Raw genomic sequence first — 18,509 nt, forward strand, 5'->3', positions numbered from 1 at the left:
CTCGTGGGTGGGAGCTCTTTTCGGACACGGGACGTGGACGAGGCGCGCGAGGAGATCGAGGCGCGCTATTACGCCAACTTCATGGATGTCATCGACGCGCGCGAGGGACGTCCCTTCGCCGCGCGCTTCGACACCGTCGCCCTCGGGCCGCTGATGATCGGCGACCTGAGCTGCGGCGCGGACGTGCGGATGCGCTTCGGCGAGCTGGGCGCGTTCCACCTCAACGCGCCGATGAGCGGGACCATGGAGGTGCGCCAGGGCAGGAGCGGGCGCCGCCTGCTGGCCACCCCTGAGGAGGCGATGCTGCTCGACCCGTCGGGCGACACCTTCCTCGACCGGTGGACCGGGGACTGCCGTTCGCTCTCGGTCAAGATCGGCGCGGCGGCCCTCGAAGAGCGTCTGGAGGCGCTGCTCGGGCGCCCGCCGGGCGCCCGGCTCACCTTCGGCCCCGGGCTCGACATCACCCGCGGCCCCGGACTCAGCTGGGTGACCTTCGCCCGGCAGGTGGCGGCCGGGGCGCTCGCCGGCCACGGCCTCGCCACCCACGAGCTGGTCGCCCGCCCGCTCCAGGAGGCGCTGCTCAACGGCCTGCTGCTCGCCGCCGACCACCCCTGGCGCGACGAGCTGGACCGTCCCGCCGGCCCGGCCAGGCCCGCGCCCGTCAAGCGGGTGATGGACGCGGTGCGGGCCCGTCCCGAGCACCCCTTCACCACCACCGAGCTGGCCGGTGTCGCCCGCGTCAGCGTGCGCCGGCTCCAGGAGTCGTTCCGCGAGCACGTGGGGATGTCCCCGATGGCGTACGTGCGCGAGGTGCGCCTTGACCGGGTCCACGAGGAGCTGCGCACGGGCGACCCGGACGGGCTGGCCGTCGGCGAGGTGGCCTGGCGCTGGGGCTTCACCCACCCGGGCCGGTTCGCGGCGCAGTACCGCGCCCGGTTCGGCGAGTCGCCCTCGCGCACCCTGCGCGGCTGACGGGTCGTGGTCGGGGGTCGTGACCGGCAGCGCGACCCCGGCGTGACCGGATCGGTAGTTCGCGCGGCCAGTCGTGACCGATTCCGTCGCGTTCGATGACCACTCAGGATCGAATGCGTCGCGTTTTGTGGACAGCGGCCGCGCTTCGCGGCTCGCGACGATCTTGACCGCGTCCTATCGTCGGTTCGTCCGCGTGCCTCCGAGCATGCGTCGACCCGGGCCCCGGCCGGCTCCCCCGCATTGTCCGGCCGGGCCTGTGCTTTCCTCTCCCGGCTTCGCCAGCGCCAGCAGCGCCGCACCGGCGAGCCCCGCCGCCCCGAGGACCGGCAGCAGCACCCGTACGTCCACCACCGCCAGCAGGCCCGCGCCGAGCGCGATGGCCACCGCGTTCGGCACGAAGACCAGGGTGTTCGCGGTCCCCGCCGCCCGGCCCACGGCCTCCGCCGGAACGTTCCGCTGGACGGCCGTCAGCGCGGCGATCAGGACCCACGGCAGGCCCACGCCGACGAGCACGCTCGCGGCCCAGGCGGTCGTGTCGTACGGCAGTGCCCGTCCCGCCGCGCCCAGGGCGAAGAGCCCGAGGCCGGCCGCCGCGAGGGCCCGCTCCGGAAGACGCCGCAGCAACGGCCCCGCGGTGAGGCCGGCCGCGACGGACCCGGCGCCCTGCACCGCGTAGAGGACGCCCGCGTACGCCGGGGAGTGGCCGAGACCCCGGTCGACGACCGCGTAGATCGCGGCCCCGTTCAGGCCCGCGAGCAGCATGGTGAAGCCGCCCGCGGCGACGAGCAGCCGCAGGAGCGGCGACTTCCACAGCAGCCGTGCGCCGTCGGCGACCCGGGGCCGCCGCTCCGGCGCGGGCGGCTCCTCCCGCACCCGCAGGAGGGCGAACACGCCGGCCGCCAGGGCGAAGGTGACCGCGTCCAGGACGGCGACGGGACCGCCGCCGAAGCGGGCGAAGAGCCCGGCCGCGACGAGCGGGGCGAGCAGCTTCATCGCCTCGTTGACGGTCATCCGCAGCCCGTTGAGCTCCCCGAGCCGCTCCGGGTCGAGCGCGCCCGCCGCGAGCGCGGCCTCCGCCGCCTCGTGGACGGCGCCCTGTGTCCCGTACGCCAGGAGCACGACGAACAGCAGCCACACCCGCCCGGGCCGGTCCACCCAGATCAGCAGGGGCAGCAGCGCCGCCATCGCCAGGTTCACGGCGACGAGCAGCGGCCGCCGGCGCACCCGGTCGACGAGCGAGCCGAGCAGCGGCCCGAGCAGCGCGGGCGCCCACAGGGCGAAGGCGGTGAGGGCGGCCAGGCTGTCGGAGCCGGTGAGCGACTTGACCCAGATGCCGGAGACGAGCCACATCGCCGTCGTGCCGAAGGCGGACACGAGCACGGCTGTCAGATAGAGAGGTACGGAGAGAGGAACACGCATGTCGGCAGGCTGGCGTCTGAGGTGCCCGCGCCGGATCGGTCACCTGCCCTAATCCGGTCCGGAATCCGGTCCTACGGCGTTCCGTAGGACTGCAGCTCGATCAGCTGCCCGTCGGGGTCCCGCAGATGGGCGCTGCGCAGGCCGGGGCCCCACTCGGGGCGGTCGGCCGGGGCGAGGACCGGGCTGCCGCCGTGGTCCAGGCAGTGGGCGAAGCGCTCGTCGACGTCGTCGACCACGAACACCAGCATCGCCGCGTCCTGGGCGGGCTGTTCGGGCCGGGCGGGCAGCGCCGCCGTGCCGAGGGCGGCGGCCATCGCGCCGCGGTCGAACAGCGCGAGCACGGGCCGGCCGCCCTCCGCCTCCCAGTTGGCGTAGGGGCCGTCCGGCGTGCCCTTGTCGAGGGCGGCGCCGGACAGCTCCGGCAGGACGGCGTCGTAGAAGCGGAAGCAGGCGGAGAAACGGGTGACGAGCAGACGGGGGTAGGGGGCGAGGGCATCCACGAACGGCTCCTGGGCACGACGGGGCGCGAACGAGCGCACCCTGAAATAGTGGGTGGACACCCACTATAGGGACGCACCCTAGACTCCGTCCCATGGTTTCCGAGCCCGCCACCGCCCCGCCCGCCCCGCCGACCCTCCTCGGCCTGACCACCTATCTGCTCTCGCGCGTGGGCAAGACGGCCCGCGGCCGGCTGGCCGAACGCCTCGCCGAACGCGGGCTGCGGCTCTGGGACATGGCGGTGCTCGCCGCCCTCGCCGACTTCGGGCCGCACGCCCAGCGCGATCTCGTCCTGCGGCTCGGCGTCGACCCGAGCGACATGGCGAAGGTGGTCGACCACCTCGCCGCCGCGGGGTACGCGGACCGGGCGCGCGACCCGCGCGACCGCCGGCGCGTCTCCGTCACGCTCGCCCCCGCCGGCCGCGCCCTCCTCGCGGAGCTCGACGCCGAGGCCCGCGCCGTCCAGGACGAGGTGCTCGCCCCGCTCGACGCGCAGGAGCGCCAGGTCCTGCAGGAGCTGCTGCTCCGCGTCCAGCAGGGGCTGACGGCGGGCTGAGTGCTACGCGGCGGGCTGCGTCGCGCGGTTGCGCTCCCCGGCGGGCGGGGTCGCGTACGCCACGCGCCGGTGCGCGCGCCAGAGCATCAGCCGGACCGCGTACGGGTGGAGGCGCCGCGCCACGGCGAAGTACAGCCGGCCGCGGGCGTTGTGGATTCGTACGGCGGTGGCCAGGGTCACCGAGTCCTCGTCGACCAGGACCGAGGAGCGGAAGTCCAGGTGGGAGGCGTCCCGGCCGAGCATCAGCTCGCGGTGGCCGGAGCCCTGGACGGGGAACGGCAGGACGTGCCGCCAGGCGCGCGGGTCGCGGTCCATGCCGGGGCCCAGCGGCATCCGCCAGGCGTCGGCGAAGTCGGGGTGCGGGGCGGCCTCGTGGAGCAGGCGCGCGGTGTCGGGGCCCGGCACGGGTACGGCCCTCGGCCGGGTCCAGAAGAGCCGGTTGACGAGCAGCGCCCGGGGTGGGCGGCGGGCCGGCGGGTGGGGCAGGACGCCGAGCGCGGCCCGTTCCGCGTTGTCGAAGATCTCCTCGACCATGGCGTCGTGCACGGGCTCGATCGCCAGCTTGAAGAAGGCGAACGCGGCCGGGGGCATGGTCACTTCGAGCGCGTGGGAGATCCGGCAGCGGTCCGGGCCGAGCGGCTCCACGTCGACCCGGTGGTAGCCCTCGCCGAGGCCGCCGTCCGTCATGTCGAAGCGGACCGAGCGCCCCGGCTCGTGGGCGGTCACCCGGTAGCGCACCATGCCGTGCCCGCCGTCGGCGCCGACGCCGAGCGGGCGGTCCAGGACCATGGCGGGCCAGACCGGGGTGGGGAACAGGGGGTCGTCCGGCGCGGAGAGCCGGTCGACGAGGGCTCCGACGACCTCGGCCGGGGCCCGGACGATCCTCTGGTGGACGTTGCTCAGCGTGCGTGCAGCGCGCATGACGGCACCTCCATACGGGAGCGTATGTTCAACCGTACGGTAGCGTACGGAGACATGCGAGAGCATCGGGACCCCAAGGAAGAAGGCGGCCGAGGCGACCGAGCCGGCCGCAGGCGCCTGACCGCGGACGACTGGGCGGACGCGGCCCTCGCCGCGCTCGGCGAACGCGGGCTCGGGGGTGTCGCCGTCGAACCCCTCGCGGCCCGCCTGGGCGCCACCAAGGGCAGCTTCTACTGGCACTTCGCCAACCGGGACGCGCTCGTCACCGCGGCCCTGAACCGCTGGGAGGAGCTGTCCACCGAGCGGATCATCACGGCCATGGAGGCCGCCGAACCCGACCCCGAGGCCCGCCTCGCCGCACTCCTGCGCGGCGCGACCGCACTGGCCGCCGAGGACCCCCTGGAGGTCCGCCTCTTCGCCGCCGCCGACCACCCCGCCGTCGCGGCCGCGCTCGCCCGCGTCACCGAACGCCGGGTCGGCTACCTCGCCCACCTCTTCGAACTGCTCGGCTTCCCACCCGCCGAAGCCCGCCGCCGCGGCTTCCTCGCCTACACCAGCTACCTCGGCCACGCCCAACTCGCCCACGCGGCCCCGGACACGGTCCCGAAGGACCCGGCCTACCCGGCCTCGGTGCTCGCCGCGCTGCTCAGGCCGTGACGCGCGCCGCCCGGCGCGACTCGAACCACAGTGCCGCGCCCGTCACCAGCGCGCCCGTGCCCTCCCAGAGGCCCACACCCAGGAAGCCGGACGGGGCGCGGTCGGTGAGGACCGCGAGGGTGAAGACGGTGCAGGTGAGGAGGCGGAAGGGGACCGTCCAGCGGAAGAAGGACTTCCAGTCGGCGAGGGCGGCGAGGACGTAGTAGACGCCCATGTTGAGCGCCGCCATGGAGGAGGCGGTCAGGAAGAGGAGGGTGTGGTCGTCGGCCGCGCGGCTCGCCTCGGACACCGGCGTCAGGCCCATGAGGCGGATCGTGGTGTCGGGCGAGACCAGGCCCACCACGCCGAGGGCCGCGGCCAGCACGCCGAAGACGGCCATGGTCCAGCCGGACAGGGAACGGGGCAGACGCACGGCGGGTCCTCCGGGGACATGAGGTGTCGCGAACATATGCGCGGGGCATGGACAGGACACCTGCATACCGTGCGGTGGGGGCCGATCCCTCATCGGCCCCCACTTTTACGTCACTTCAGCCCGTCACTTCAGCCTGCCACCGCGGCCCGTCACTTCAGCGCGGCCTTCATCATCTTCTGCGCCACCGGCGCCGCCAGACCGTTGCCGCTGACCTCCGAGCGCGCCGCGCCCGAGTCCTCGATCATGACCGCGACGGCGACCTCCTTGCCGGTGGCCGGGTCCTTCGCGTACGAGGTGAACCAGGCGTACGGCGTCTTGCTGTTGTTCTCGCCGTGCTGGGCCGTGCCGGTCTTGCCGCCGACCTCCATCCCGGCGATCGACGCGTTCGATCCGGTGCCCTCCTCGACCACCGTCCGCATCGCGCTGCGCAGCTGCTCCGCCGTCCCGGACGACATGATCCGCCGGGTGTCGCCGTCCTCGTACGTCTGGAGCGGGTCGCCGTCGGAGTCGACGACCTGCGACACCATGTGGGGCGCGGCCATGAGCCCGTCGTTGGCGATGGCCGCCGACACCATGGCCATCTGCAGCGGCGTGGCCGTCACGTCGAACTGGCCGATGCCGGTCAGCCCGGTCTGCGCCTTGTCCATGCCCGACGGGTACACGCTGGCGTAGGCCCGTACGGGCACGTCCAGCTCCTTGTCGTTGAAGCCGAACTTCTCCGCCATCGCCTTCACCTTGTCCTGGCCCAGGTCGACGGCCATCTTCCCGAAGACGTTGTTGCAGGAGTAGCGCAGCGCGGTGCGGATCGTCGCGTTCTCGCACGGCGCCGACGCGTTCTCGTTGGGCAGCACGGTCCGGGTGCCGGGCAGCGTGTACGGGTTCGGGCTGTCGGTCGCCGTGTCCACGGAGCCGTACAGCCCGTCCTCCAGCGCCGCCGCCGCGACGACCAGCTTGAACGTGGAGCCCGGCGGCAGCGGCTGCCGCAGCGCCCGGTTGACCAGCGGCTTGTCCTCGTCCGCCATCAGCCGCTGCCACTCCTTGCCGTCCGTGAGCCCGGCGATCTTCGACGGGTCGTACGACGGAGTGGAGACCATGCCGAGGATCCGGCCGGTCTTCGGGTCGATGGCGACGGCGGCGCCCTTCTTGTTGCCGAGCGCCTTGTACCCGGCCTTCTGCACGGCCGGGTCGATGGTCGTGAGGACCGTGCCCGGCTCCGCCTGCTTGCGGGTCAGCGCGTCGACCGGGTTCTTCAGCCGGGAGTCGGTGCCGTCGAGGACGTCCGCGTAGATGCCCTCCAGCTGGGTCGCCCCGTACGCCTGGGAGCTGTAGCCGGTGACGGCCGCGTAGAGCCTGCCGTCGGTGTAGTCGCGCTTGTACGCGAGGTCGCCGCCCTCCGTCCGCTTCGAGCCGGTGACCGGCGAACCGGCCACGACGATGTTGCCCAGCGGCTGCGCGTACTGCGCGATGGTCTTCCGCCGGTTCTTCTTGTCGTTCGCGAGGGCCTTGCCTTCGTACCCCTGCACCCAGGTGGCCCGGCCGAGCAGGGCCAGCACCAGGAGCAGCGCGAAGACCGAGGCGCGCCTGATCGTCTTGTTCATCCCGAATGCGGGACGAACGGGTGGCGGGGCGGCGTTCCGGATCTGTCCGGTTTCTCAGGGAACCTTCATGTAGGGTGCACGCACCGTCCCCGGCCCTCACCCCGGCGTGATGAACCCCGACTCGTACGCCGCGATCACCGCCTGCGTACGGTCCCGGGTGCGCGTCTTCGCGAGGACGGCGGCCACGTGCGTCTTCACCGTCGCCGCGCCCACGCCCAGCAGGCCGGCGATCTCCGCGTTCGTCAGGCCCTTCGCCATGTGCCGCAGCACCTCCGCCTCCCGGTCGGTGAGCCGGGCCGCCCAGGGCGGCGCGGCCGGCGGACTGCGGCGGGCGTGCTCGGCGGCGAGGCCCCGCACCGCCGCCGGGTAGAGCAGCGAGTCGGTGCGGGCGACCAGCCGGACCGCGCTCACCAGCTCCTCCGGCGCGGCCCGCTTCAGCAGGAAGCCGGCGGCGCCGACGCGCAGCGCCTCGTACACATAGGCGTCGTTCTCGAAGGTGGTGACGACCACGATCCGGGGGCCGTCGGGGAGCCCCGCGAGGATCTGCTCGGTGGCCCGGATCCCGTCGATCTCCGGCATCCGCACGTCCATCAGGACCACGTCCGGCCGCAGCTCCCGCACCACCGACACCGCCTCGGCGCCGGTCGCCGCCTCGCCGACGACCGTGAGGTCCGGCTCCGCGTCCAGGATCACCCGCAGCGCCGTCCGCACCATCCGCTCGTCGTCGGCGACCACCACCCGGATCGGCGCGCCCGCCGTCCCGGTCGTCGCTTCCCCCGTCATCCCGCCGCCCGTCATCCCGCCGCCCGCCACGTCGCCCGTCATCCCGCCCGTCGTCCCGCCCGTCGTCCCGCCCGTCGTCCCGCCCGTCATCGCGTGCCTCCCACCGGCAGCCGGGCCGCCAGTCGCCACACGCCGTCCACCGGGCCGGCCTCGGCCGTGCCGCCGAGCAGCCGGGCGCGCTCGGCGACGCCGCGCAGCCCGCGCCCGCCGTCCGGGCGGGCCACCGGGGCGGTGCGGCCGCCGTCGGGCAGCGGATTCTCCATGGTGATCTCCAGTTCGTCCCCCGACAGCGCGATCCGCGCCGTCACCGTCTCCTCGCGCGCGTGGCGCACGGCGTTGGTCAGCCCCTCCTGCACGATCCGGTACGCCTCCCGCGACACCGCCTCCGGCAGTCCGGCCAGCTCCCCGCGCACCGTCAGCGCCACCCGCGCGCCGCCCGTGCCCGCGCCCGCGCCCCGGACGAGCGCGTCGAGCGCCTCCAGGCCGGGCGCCGGCAGCGTGCCGTCGTCCTCGCCGCTGCGCAACAGGCCGAGTACGGCGTCGAGTTCGCCGACCGTGCGCCGGGTGGTCTCCTCGATGGCGGTGAGCGCCTCCCGTACGAAGTCCAGATCGGGCGTGCCCGCGTCGAGCACCCGGCGGGCCGCCCCGGCCTGCAGGGTGACGGCGCTGAGCGCGTGCCCGACGGAGTCGTGCAGCTCGCGGGCGAGCCGGTTGCGCACGGCCAGTTCGGCGGACCGGCGCTCCGCCGCGGCCAGCCGGTCGGCCGGACTCGGGCCGAGCAGCCGGGGCGCGGCGGCGGCGAGCAGCGCACCCGTCCCGGCCGCCGTCGCGGCGAGCGCCAGGAGCATCAGGAGCCCGAGCGGCAGCCCGGCCCAGACCAGCCACTCCTGGTCCATGTGCCAGAGCTGGCTGGTCGCGGAGTCGCGGAGCTCCGCCGAGAACGGCAGCGCCGCCACGGACACCGCGAACGGCGGCAGCGCCAGGCTGGCCCCGCTGAGCAGCGCGCCCGCGCCCAGGTGCAGCGTGAACCAGCCGGCCGTGCGCGCCCGCGCGCTCGGGCCGCGCGCCGGGCCGTCCGCGAACCGCCCGGCCTCCACCCCGCACAGCGCCCGCGCCGCCGCCACCGACATCGGCCGGGCCAGCGGGAAGAGCGCGGTGACGGCGGCGAGCGGCAGCCCGACCGCGTACGCCCCGAACTGCACGCTGAGGCCGCCGGTGAACAGCCCGCCGCCGCCGGTGAGCGGGCCGACGACGACGGTGCCGACCAGCCAGTACGGCATGAACAGGGCGCCGCCCAGGATCAGATGGAGCCAGCGCCGCCGGGCCCGCTGTCCGAACAGGGCCTGCACGGCTCGGATCACGCCGCCGCGCCCCGGCGGCCACGGCGGGTGAGGACCACGGCCAGGCAGCCGGCCAGCAAAAATCCGGTGATCATCTCGCCAGCGTAGGCGGTGATCATCTGGCCCGTCGGCTCCTTCTCCGCATCCGTCACCGGCAGCAGCGCGACCAGCGTCATGAACGCGCCCCAGCACCCCGCCGCGCCGGATGCCACCCAGGACACGGCGAGCGCCGTCCGCAGCCGCAGCCCGGCGGGCCGCCGCCAGACCAGGCACACGGTGCCCGCGGCGGCGAGGACGAGGAACAGGGCCCGTACGACGTCGACGGTCGCCTTGTCGCTGTCGTACTCCGCCGCGAGCGCGGGCGAGAGGCCGGCGGTCACGCCGCAGGCCCACAGGGCGTGCAGCACGGCCGGTACGAGCGCCAGTACGGCCCCGGCCACGGCGACGGACCGGAGGCCCGGGCCCATGAGCCGCCCGGGCAGCTCGCCGAGCCGCCCGGCCCAGACACGGCTCCAGCGGTCGCGGGCGTACAGGGCGAAGAGGGTTCCGAGGGCGAGGCCCTGGACGATGAACCCGCCGTACACGACGGGGAAGACCCACGCGTCGAGGAAGGGCTCCTTGGCGGCCCCGGTCGACACGGGCCCGGAGCCGCCGAAGAGGGCGGCGATCAGCTGGCCCGGGTACCCCGCCATGATCGGGGCGAGCAGCCCGGTCGCCGCCCACATCGGGAAGGCGAGCAGCCAGGCCCGCACCCGCGTGCCCCACGGCCGGGTCAGCAGCAGGGCGAGCAGCACCACGACGGCGTCGGCGAGCAGCGTGAGGGAGTTGGCGACGCCCATCAGCGTCGGATGCGCGAGCAGCACGCTGCCGTCGGGGATGCCGACGCGACTGCCGGCCACCCAGGCCGCTTTCAGGGCCATGTACGGGAGGCAGGCGCCCATGGCGAGGACGCGCAGCGCCGGGCGGAGGGGCCCGGCGGGGCCGGTGGGGGCGGTGGGTGCGGTGGTTGTCGTCATGCCCTCACCCTCGCGCCCGCACCGGGCCCGGCACGTCCTGCCGTACGGCGAACCGCCTCCGCCGCACGGGGGAGAGGCCCGACCCTTAGGGACTAGAGACGGCGGGTCGCGAGGGCGAGCCGGTCGCGGGCCTCGAACAGCGCGCCCTTGACGGCCCGTTCGCGCTCGGGCGTCAGCCGGGCCACCGGCACCGAGCAGCTGATCGCGTCGCGGGCGGGGGAGCGGTAGGGGATCGCGATGCCGAAGCAGCGCAGGCCGAGGGTGCTCTCCTCGCGGTCCACCGCGTACCCCTGCTCGCGGATGCCCCGGAGCTCCTCGATCAGCCGCTCGCGGTCGGTGACCGTGTGCTCGGTGACCGCGGGCAGCGCCTCCGGCAGCAGCCTGCGCACCTGCTCGTCGCCGAGGGTGGCGAGCAGCGCCTTGCCGAGCGCGGTGGAGTGGGCGGGCAGCCGGCGGCCGACGCGGGTGGACGGCCGCAGATGGTGCCGGGACTGACGGGTCGCCAGGTAGACCACGTCGGTGCCGTCGAGCCGCGCCAGATGGATGGTCTCGGTGGTGTCGTCGGAGAGCCGGTCGAGGGTGGGCCCGGCGGCGGCCACCACCTCGTCGCCGTCCACGTACGACGTGCCGACGAGCAGCGCCCGCACCCCGATGCCGTACCGGGTGCCGGTCGCGTCCGTCTCCACCCAGCCGAGCTCGACCAGGGTGCGCAGCAGCATGTAGAGGCTGGACTTGGGGTAGCCGACGGCCTCCTGGACGGTCGCGAGCGAGTGCATGCCGGGCCGGCCGGCCAGCCACTCCAGCAACTCCACCGTCCGCACCGCGGACTTGACCTGGCCCCCGCCCGTGTCGCTGCCCGGCATCCCTTCGCCCCCTCAGGCCGTCGGGGACAAGCCCCTTGTGGAGACGGCTCGGCCGTCTCTAGAGTCCCTGGCATATTCACCTACTGGGACGTTGTTCAGAATAGCGAACGAGGTGCGTGGCGTGGTGGCGACGGCGGAACCAGTGTGGAGCGTGGACCCGAGGACGGGGAAGCCGCGCGAACAGGTCGCGGTGACGGCCGACGGCGAGGAGCTCGACCGGGTCGTACGGGCCGCGCACGCCACCCTCGGCGCGCTCGCCGCCCGCCCCGCGCGCGCCCTGCTGCTGCGCACCGCGGCCGACCTCCTCGACGAGGCCCGGGACTCGGTCGTCGAGGCCGCCGACGCCGAGACCGCGCTCGGCCCGGTCCGGCTCACCGGAGAACTGGCCCGCACCACCGCACAGTTGCGCTTCTTCGCCGACATCGTCGACGAGGGCGCCTTCCTCGACGTGCGGATCTCCCGGCCCGATGCCACCACCACGCCGCCCACGCCCGACCTGCGGCGCATGAAGATCCCGCTCGGCGTCGTCGCCGTCTACTCCGCGAGCAACTTCCCGCTGGCCTTCTCCGTCCCCGGCGGCGACACCGCCAGCGCGCTCGCCGCAGGCTGCCCCGTGGTCGTCAAGGCGCACCCGGACCACCCGGCCACCTCCGAGTTGTGCGTCGCCCTGCTGCGCCGGGCCGCCGCCAAGGCCGGGCTCCCGGAGGACGTCGTCTCCCTCGTGCACGGCTTCGACGCGGGAGTGGAACTCATCCGCCACCCGCTGGTCGCCGCCGCCGGCTTCACCGGCTCGGTGCGCGGCGGGCGCGCGCTCCACGACGCGGCCGCCGCCCGCCCCGTACCCATCCCCTTCCACGGCGAACTCGGCTCGCTCAACCCGGTGGTGATCACCGAGGCCGCCGCCGGGACGCGCGCCGAGGAGATCGGCGCCGGGCTCGCCGCCTCCATGACCCAGGGACAGGGCCAGTTCTGCACGAAGCCGGGCTTCGTGCTCGCTCCGGCGGGCCCGGCGGGCGACCGCTTGGTGGCCGCGCTCACCGCGGCCGTCAGCGAGACCGAGCCCGGCGTGATGCTGGACCACCGGATGCGCGACGCCTTCGTCGACGGCGTACGGGAACGGGCCGCGCTCCCCGGTGTCACCGCGCCCGTCACGCCCGGCGCGGGCGGCGAGCACACGGTCAGCGCCGGAGTCCTCATGGTGGCCGCGGGCCTGCTGCCCGAGGGCGGCCACGGGGCCCTCCTCGAGGAGTGCTTCGGGCCGGTGACGGTCGTCGCGCGGTACGCGTCGCGCGCGGAGATCGGCGCGGTCCTCGCCCTCCTGCCCGGCAACCTCACCGCCACCCTGCAGATGGCCGAAGGCCCGGCCGACGCCGACGCCGACGCCGACGCCGATCCGGACGCCGACGGTCCGGCCGATCCCGACGCCGCCTCCCTGCTCGCCGAACTCACCCCGCTGGCCGGGCGGATCCTCGTCAACGGCTGGCCGACCGGCGTGGCCGTGGCCGACGCCCAGCACCACGGCGGCCCCTACCCGGCCACCACCTCACCGTTCACCTCGGTCGGCGGCACGGCGATCGAGCGCTGGCTGCGCCCGGTCACGTACCAGTCGGCCCCGCGGCACCTGCTCCCGCCGGAGCTCCGGGACTGATCACAGGCCCGGGAGGTGCCTCACACCCGCACCACGATCTTGCCGGTGTGGGTGTTGGACTCCAGCAGCCGGTGCGCGTCCGGCAGCGCCTCCAGGCCCTCGAAGGTCTCGGCGATCACCGGTGCCAGCGAGCCGTCGCGCAGCCCGGAGCCGATGAACCCGGCCATCCGGGCGCGCCCCTCCGCCGACCGCACGACCGCGCCGTTCGCATAGCCGCGCACGGTCAGCGGCCACTGCATCGGCACCTCGGCGGGCCGCGCGTCCAGCCAGCCGTAGAGCACCGCCGTGCCCTCCGGGCGCAGCGCACCGCCGAGCCGCGCGAAACCGGGCCCGCCGACCGGGTCGAAGACCACGTCGGCGCCCTCGCCGCCGGTGATCCGGCGCACCTCGGCGATCAGGTCCTGCTCGTCGGTGGCGACCACGTGCGGGGCGCCGAGCGCGAGCAGCCGCTCGCTCTTGGCCGCGCCACGGGTGGCGGCGATCGGGACCGCGCCGATCCGCAGCGCCGTCTGGATCGCGGCCGTGCCTACCCCGCTGGACGCGCCCGTGATCACCACATGGGCGCCGGGGCGGAGCCCGCCCGCCTCCACCATGCCGCCGTACGCCGTCGAGTACGCGAGCCAGGCCGCCGCCCCGGCCACCGCGTCCACCCCCGTGGGACGCGGCACCAGGTACTCCTCGCGCAGCACCACGCGCTCCGCGTACACCCCGTGCACCCCGAAGTCGAAGTTGGCCGCCGCCATCACCGGGTCGCCCGGCGCGTACGCCGTGACGCCCTCGCCGACATCCTCGACGACGCCCGCCGCCTCGTAACCCAGCCGCGAACCCGGCAGCGTCGGCTGGTAGTAGTAGCCGCCCGAACGGAACAGCGCCTCGGCCCGGTTGAGCCCGATCGCCGCCACCCGCACCCGCACCTCGCCCGGCCCGGGCGCCGGCAGCGAGGTCTCCTCGACGGTCAGCACCTCGGGCCCGCCCAGCTCGTGGAAGAGAACCGCCCTGGTCCTCATCTCCTGCGTGTCATTTCCCATGCGTTCGAAGCTAGGCACGGCCGGCGAGACGATCCATGTCCGACCGGCTTCCGACCATGTCCGATCGTCTCGGGCGGTACGGTGCGGGGCATGGACGTACTGAGCGATGCCATCGCCGCCATGCGCACCGGCCGCCCTCACTCCTCCCGCACCGTCCGCTTCGCGCCCTGGGGCATCCGCTTCCCCATGAGCAAGGGCGCCGGTTTCCACGTCGTCCTCCAGGGCACCGCCTGGCTGCTGCCCCCGGAGGGCCCGGGCGACGGAGCGCCCGTCCGGCTCGGCCCCGGGGACGTCGTCCTGCTCGCCCACGGCACCGGCCACGGCCTCGCCGACCGGCCCGACACCCCGCTCGTGGACGCCGTGCCCGCGCCCGACGGCTCCTGGCCCACGCCGCCCGACCGCGGGCCGGTCGGCGCCGAGGAGACCCTGCTCCTCTGCGGCGCCTACCAGTTGAACCGCACCCGCGCCCATCCGCTGCTCACCGAGCTGCCCCCGTACGTCCACATCCCCGCCCGGGTCGGCGCCCACCCGCGGCTCCGCGCCGCCGTCGACCTGCTCGGCGCCGAGCTCGCCGAGCCGCAGCCCGGCTCCGACGCCGTCGTGCCCGCGCTCCTCGACACCCTGCTGCTCTACCTGCTGCGCACCTGGTGGCTGGCCGAGCGCGCCGACCGCTCCACCGGTTGGTCCGCCGCCCTCGCCGACCCGGCCGTCGCCGCCGCGCTGCGCGCCCTGCACGGCGACCCAGCCCGCTCCTGGACGGTCGAGGAGCTCGGCGCCCTCGGCGGCCTCTCCCGCGCCGCCTTCGCCCGCCGCTTCACCGCCCTGGTGGGCCGGCCCCCGCTCGCGTACCTCACCTGGTGGCGGATGACGACCGCCGGGCGGCGGCTCCGCGCCGACGACCTGCCGCTGCGAGTGGTCGCTCAACGCTCCGGCTACGCCTCGGAGTTCGCCTTCGCCAAGGCGTTCAAGCGGGAGTACGGGGTGGCGCCGGGCCAGTACCGGAAGGCGTCGTGAGCCGAAGGTGCGGCGGCCGGTCACCGGCGGCGGGGGAGCTTCAGCGAGGCGAGCGCGGTCAGCGTCAGCAGACCCGCGCTGATCAGGAGCGAGGTGCGCAGGGCGCCGGCCACGCCCGCGGCGGCGAAGGAGCCGAAGACCGCGACGGCCAGCGCGCCCGCCGTCTGCCGGATCGCGTTCAGGAGGCCCGCCGCCGTGCCCGCGCGCTCGGCCGGGACGGCCTCCAGCATCGAGGCGATCAGCGGCGGCAGCGCGAAGCCGCAGCCCAGCGCCAGCGGCACCAGCAGCAGCGCCTGTGCCACCCGCGGGGTGTCCGCGTCGACCACGAGCAGGCCGAGCAGCCCGGCCACCGAGACGACCTGGCCGACGACGATCGGCAGCCGGGCGCCGTACCGGGCCGCGACCTTCGCCGAGAGCACGTTCACACCGGCGAGCAGTCCGGTCATCGGCAGGAACATCAGGCCCGCGCCCAGCGCGGAGAGCCCGAGGACCTGCTGGAAGAAGAGGCTGAAGACGAAGACCATGCCGTAGAACGCGATGGTGTTGGCCGCGCCCGCCGTCACCGCCACCAGCACGGTGGTGTCGCGGAACAGGCCCAGCGGCACCATCGGGTGCTTCCGCCGCGCCTCGATCAGCAGGAACGCGGCGAAGAAGACCGCCGCGACCCCCAGCGCCCACCACGCCTCCGTACCGCCCTCGATCGCCGCGAAGGTCAGCGCCGCGAGCGCCACCACGGCCGTCAGCTGGCCGGGCAGGTCGAGCGGGGCGGGGCGGCGCGCCGAGCGGGCGACGCGGGTGAGCAGGGCGAGCGCGAGCAGGCCGAGCGGCAGGTTGATGAAGAAGATCGCCCGCCAGCTCCACGCCGTGGTCAGCGCGCCGCCCGCGACCGGGCCGAGCGCGACGGCGACCGTGCCGCCCGCCGCCCACAGCGACACGGCGCGGGCCCGCCGCGCGGGATCGCCGTACGCCTCCCGTACGAGCGCGAGCGAGGCCGGCAGCATCACGGCGGCCGCCACGCCCTGCACCGTACGGGCCGCGAGCAGCGTCGGCAGGCCGGGCGCCAGGCCGCAGGCGGCGGAGGCGAGGGTGAAGACGACGACCCCGACGCCGTAGGCCCGGCTCGCGCCGATCCGGTCGGCGAGCGCGCCGCTGGACAGCAGCAGCGCGGCGAAGGCGAGCGTGTAGGAGTCGACGACCCACTGCAGTCCGCTCATCCCCGCCCGCAGGTCGGCGCCGATCGCGGGCAGGGCGACGTTGACGACGGAGGTGTCGAGGGTGATGAGGGCGAAGCCCAGCATGGCGGCGGCCAGCGCGGGGCCGGGGCGGGGACCGGGTCGGGGGCCGCGGTGCGGGGCGGGACGGGAGGAGGAGGCCGCAGGGGCGTCAACGGGGGCCGGGGAGAGGTCGGTTGAGGTCATGCCCTCAGCCTCGTGATCTCCGGGGCCGTAGAGTAGTGGCCTGAATGCCATATGACCGGAGGTTCTGGCCATGTCCGCTGTCCGGCGCGTCGCCGTCATCGCCGCCCCGCCCGTCTCGATGTTCAACCTCGCCATCCCGGAGATGCTCTTCGCCAAGGTCGAGGTCGACGGCGGACCCGGCTACGAGACGGTCATCTGCACCACCGACCCCGGACCCGTCACCACGTCCGGCGCCCTCGACCTGCACATTCCGCACGGCCTCGACGCGGTGGACGCCGCCGACACCGTGATCCTGGCGGGGACCGGCCAGTACGCGGACCCCGACCCGCGCATCCTCGACGTGCTGCGCCGGGCCGCCGCCGACGGCAAGCGGATCGCCTCCATCTGCACCGGCGCCTTCGCGCTCGCCGCCGCCGGACTCCTCGACGGACGCCGGGCCACCACCTACTGGGCCTACAGCGGGCTGCTCGCCGAACGGCACCCGGCCGTCGACCTCCAGGACGACGTGCTCTTCGTCCAGGACGGCCCGCTGCTCACCTCCTCCGGCTACGCCGCCGGCATCGACCTGTGCCTGCACATCATCCGCACCGACCACGGCGCCGCCGTCGCCAACCAGGTGGCCCGGCTCGCCCTCGTCGCGCCCGTACGGCCCGGCGGCCAGGCCCAGTTCACCCAGACGCCGCTGCCGCCCGAGCGCGGGGTCTCCTTCACCGAGACCCGGGCGTGGGCCATGGCCCACCTCGACGAGCCGCTCACCCTCACCGACCTGGCCCGGCACGCCGGCGTCTCCGTGCGCACCCTCTCCCGCCGTTTCCACGCCGAGACCGGGGTCAGCCCGCTCCAGTGGCTGCTCCACCAGCGCGTCGAGCGGGCCAGGGAACTCCTGGAGACCACCTCGCTGCCCATGGACCAGGTGGCGCGGGCGTGCGGGCTCGGCACGGCGGACTCGCTGCGGCAGCATCTGCTGCGCCGGACCGGGCTGACACCGAGCGCGTACCGGGCCTCCTTCAGCAGGCTGGCCGGAACCGCGTCACTGACCGGCGCGTCCTGAGAGCATGATCGAATCCCATATTCGTATCCAGTACGCGGTATCCACGGATCTCGACGCCGTCACCGACCTCCACGCCGAGGCCCGCGCCACCTACTACCGCGGCCACATCCCGGACGCCGACTTCGAGGGCCCCGAGGAGCTGGCCCGCACCCGCGCGGGCTGGGCGGGCGCGATCGACGAGGGCCGGGTCCTGGTCGCCCGCGTCGGCGGCGCCGGTGGCGAGATCGCCGGCATCGCCGCGTACGGGATCCGCGACGGGATCATGAACCTCAGCCAGCTCCACGTCCGCCCCGCCCGCTGGCGCGCCGGCATCGGCACCGCCCTCCACGCCGCCTGCGCCGCAGCCTGGCGCGCGGCCGCCGTCAGCACGGCCCGCCTGGAGGTGTACGAGCACAACCACCGCGCCCAGTCCTTCTACGCCGCCCACGGCTGGATCCCGGATCCGGACACCCCGCGCTCCGGTGCCCATCTGGTGCTCCGGCTCACACTCGCGCCCGCGGCGGAATGAAAGCGGCGCGGCGGGGCGTTCCCGTCACGGAACACCCCGCCCGCACCGTCGTCCACCGTCCAGGAGAGAACACCACCATGCGCGTCGAGATCTGGAGCGACATCGCCTGCCCCTGGTGCTACATCGGCAAGGCCCGCTTCGAGAAGGGCCTCGCGGCCTTCGCCCACCGTGACGAGATCGAGGTCGTGCACCGCTCCTTCGAGCTCGACCCGCACCGCGCCAAGGGCGACACCGCGCTGGTCCTGGACATGCTGGCGCAGAAGTACGGGCGGACGCTCGACGAGGCCCGCGCCATGGAGGCGCACGTGGCCTCCAACGCCCAGGCGGAGGGCCTCGGGTACCGGGCCGAGGGCCGCGACCACGGCAACACCTTCGACATCCACCGCCTGCTGCACCTGGCGAAGGACCGCGGCCGGCAGAACGAGCTCCTGGACCTCGCCTACCGCGCCAACTTCGCCGAGGAGCGCTCCGTCTTCGACCCGGAGACCCTGGTGGCCCTCGCCGTCGAGGCCGGGCTCGACGAGACCGAGGTGCGCGCGGTGCTCGCCGACGAGACCGCGTACGCCGACGCCGTACGGGCCGACGAGCGCGAGGCGGCCGAACTGGGCGCCAACGGCGTGCCGTTCTTCGTCCTCGACCGGAAGTACGGGGTCTCCGGCGGCCAGCCCGCCGAGGTCTTCACCCAGGCCCTGGAGCAGGCATGGGCCGGCCGCGCGCTGCAGCCGGTCGGCGGCGACGCCGCCGCCTGCGACGTCGACGGCGGCAACTGCTGAGGCGACGCCGCTGAGCAGCGCGCATAAGCAGTGC

General features: G+C 74.9%; 19 protein-coding genes. 8 read left to right on the top strand and 11 right to left on the bottom strand.

Annotated elements, in window-relative coordinates:
• Positions 1-33: 33 nt before the first annotated feature.
• Positions 34-972, top strand: a complete 939-nt coding sequence (locus ACWEV0_RS14865) for an AraC family transcriptional regulator (protein ID WP_453149681.1) — start codon at positions 34-36, stop codon at positions 970-972.
• 174 nt (positions 973-1,146) lie between these two features.
• Here the strand turns inward: ACWEV0_RS14865 and ACWEV0_RS14870 are convergent, their stop codons facing one another.
• Both ACWEV0_RS14870 and ACWEV0_RS14875 read right to left on the bottom strand, forming a co-directional pair.
• The gene (locus ACWEV0_RS14870) at positions 1,147-2,391 is read right to left on the bottom strand and encodes an MFS transporter (RefSeq protein WP_453149682.1); all 1,245 of its coding nucleotides are present in this window, start codon (positions 2,389-2,391) and stop codon (positions 1,147-1,149) included.
• 71 nt (positions 2,392-2,462) lie between these two features.
• Positions 2,463-2,891, bottom strand: a complete 429-nt coding sequence (locus tag ACWEV0_RS14875; RefSeq protein ID WP_453149683.1) for a VOC family protein — start codon at positions 2,889-2,891, stop codon at positions 2,463-2,465.
• Positions 2,892-2,983: 92 nt separating this feature from the next.
• Between ACWEV0_RS14875 and ACWEV0_RS14880 the strand changes: the two genes are divergently transcribed.
• On the top strand, positions 2,984-3,445 hold the full coding sequence (locus ACWEV0_RS14880; RefSeq protein ID WP_453149684.1) for a MarR family winged helix-turn-helix transcriptional regulator: 462 nt from the start codon (positions 2,984-2,986) through the stop codon (positions 3,443-3,445).
• A 3-nt stretch (positions 3,446-3,448) separates the two neighbouring features.
• Here ACWEV0_RS14880 and ACWEV0_RS14885 read toward each other — a convergent pair whose 3' ends face one another.
• Positions 3,449-4,366: a DUF2867 domain-containing protein gene (locus ACWEV0_RS14885; protein WP_453149685.1), complete on the bottom strand. Its 918-nt coding sequence runs from the start codon at positions 4,364-4,366 to the stop codon at positions 3,449-3,451.
• Positions 4,367-4,420: 54 nt separating this feature from the next.
• Between ACWEV0_RS14885 and ACWEV0_RS14890 the strand changes: the two genes are divergently transcribed.
• A complete protein-coding gene (locus ACWEV0_RS14890; RefSeq protein ID WP_453149686.1) occupies positions 4,421-5,023 on the top strand; it encodes a TetR/AcrR family transcriptional regulator in 603 nt (200 codons plus the stop codon).
• On the opposite strand, the gene ACWEV0_RS14895 is transcribed toward ACWEV0_RS14890, so the two are convergent.
• The 6 genes from ACWEV0_RS14895 to ACWEV0_RS14920 all read right to left on the bottom strand — a co-directional run bounded on the left by ACWEV0_RS14895 (position 5,013) and on the right by ACWEV0_RS14920 (position 11,035).
• Positions 5,013-5,402: a hypothetical protein gene (locus ACWEV0_RS14895; RefSeq protein ID WP_453149725.1), complete on the bottom strand. Its 390-nt coding sequence runs from the start codon at positions 5,400-5,402 to the stop codon at positions 5,013-5,015. The two genes, ACWEV0_RS14890 and ACWEV0_RS14895, sit on opposite strands and share 11 nt — an antisense overlap.
• A 182-nt stretch (positions 5,403-5,584) precedes the next feature.
• Positions 5,585-7,033 carry a peptidoglycan D,D-transpeptidase FtsI family protein gene (locus tag ACWEV0_RS14900; protein WP_453149687.1) on the bottom strand — a complete coding sequence of 483 codons (1,449 nt, stop codon included), beginning with the start codon at positions 7,031-7,033 and terminating at the stop codon, positions 5,585-5,587.
• Between the two features lie 96 nt (positions 7,034-7,129).
• On the bottom strand, positions 7,130-7,816 hold the full coding sequence (locus tag ACWEV0_RS14905) for a response regulator (RefSeq protein WP_453149726.1): 687 nt from the start codon (positions 7,814-7,816) through the stop codon (positions 7,130-7,132).
• 86 nt (positions 7,817-7,902) lie between these two features.
• Positions 7,903-9,174 (bottom strand): sensor histidine kinase, encoded by a 1,272-nt coding sequence (locus tag ACWEV0_RS14910; protein ID WP_453149727.1) that lies wholly within the window; start codon positions 9,172-9,174, stop codon positions 7,903-7,905.
• Positions 9,174-10,172 (bottom strand): hypothetical protein, encoded by a 999-nt coding sequence (locus ACWEV0_RS14915; RefSeq protein ID WP_453149688.1) that lies wholly within the window; start codon positions 10,170-10,172, stop codon positions 9,174-9,176. Before ACWEV0_RS14915 ends, ACWEV0_RS14910 begins: the two co-directional genes overlap by 1 nt.
• A 92-nt stretch (positions 10,173-10,264) precedes the next feature.
• Positions 10,265-11,035 carry an IclR family transcriptional regulator gene (locus ACWEV0_RS14920; RefSeq protein ID WP_453149689.1) on the bottom strand — a complete coding sequence of 257 codons (771 nt, stop codon included), beginning with the start codon at positions 11,033-11,035 and terminating at the stop codon, positions 10,265-10,267.
• 121 nt (positions 11,036-11,156) lie between these two features.
• Here ACWEV0_RS14920 and ACWEV0_RS14925 point away from each other — a divergent pair, with 121 nt between their 5' ends.
• Positions 11,157-12,683 (top strand): aldehyde dehydrogenase (NADP(+)), encoded by a 1,527-nt coding sequence (locus ACWEV0_RS14925; protein ID WP_453149690.1) that lies wholly within the window; start codon positions 11,157-11,159, stop codon positions 12,681-12,683.
• A gap of 20 nt (positions 12,684-12,703) precedes the next feature.
• Here the strand turns inward: ACWEV0_RS14925 and ACWEV0_RS14930 are convergent, their stop codons facing one another.
• Positions 12,704-13,711, bottom strand: coding sequence for a zinc-dependent alcohol dehydrogenase family protein (locus ACWEV0_RS14930; RefSeq protein ID WP_453149691.1), 1,008 nt, complete (start codon positions 13,709-13,711; stop codon positions 12,704-12,706).
• Between the two features lie 90 nt (positions 13,712-13,801).
• On the opposite strand from ACWEV0_RS14930, the gene ACWEV0_RS14935 reads away from it, so the two are divergent.
• Complete coding sequence (locus ACWEV0_RS14935; RefSeq protein ID WP_453149692.1) at positions 13,802-14,725, top strand: AraC family transcriptional regulator; 924 nt, start codon at positions 13,802-13,804, stop codon at positions 14,723-14,725.
• A 20-nt stretch (positions 14,726-14,745) separates the two neighbouring features.
• On the opposite strand, the gene ACWEV0_RS14940 is transcribed toward ACWEV0_RS14935, so the two are convergent.
• On the bottom strand, positions 14,746-16,143 hold the full coding sequence (locus ACWEV0_RS14940) for an MFS transporter (RefSeq protein ID WP_453149693.1): 1,398 nt from the start codon (positions 16,141-16,143) through the stop codon (positions 14,746-14,748).
• 70 nt (positions 16,144-16,213) lie between these two features.
• On the opposite strand from ACWEV0_RS14940, the gene ACWEV0_RS14945 reads away from it, so the two are divergent.
• The 3 genes from ACWEV0_RS14945 to ACWEV0_RS14955 all read left to right on the top strand — a co-directional run bounded on the left by ACWEV0_RS14945 (position 16,214) and on the right by ACWEV0_RS14955 (position 18,475).
• Entirely contained in the window at positions 16,214-17,194 is a 981-nt protein-coding gene (locus ACWEV0_RS14945; protein ID WP_453149694.1) for a GlxA family transcriptional regulator, read from the top strand.
• A gap of 4 nt (positions 17,195-17,198) precedes the next feature.
• A complete protein-coding gene (locus tag ACWEV0_RS14950; RefSeq protein WP_453149695.1) occupies positions 17,199-17,702 on the top strand; it encodes a GNAT family N-acetyltransferase in 504 nt (167 codons plus the stop codon).
• Between the two features lie 77 nt (positions 17,703-17,779).
• Positions 17,780-18,475 carry a DsbA family oxidoreductase gene (locus ACWEV0_RS14955; RefSeq protein WP_453149696.1) on the top strand — a complete coding sequence of 232 codons (696 nt, stop codon included), beginning with the start codon at positions 17,780-17,782 and terminating at the stop codon, positions 18,473-18,475.
• Positions 18,476-18,509: the final 34 nt, after the last annotated feature.

Source organism: Streptomyces sp. NPDC003943 (genome assembly GCF_053605265.1).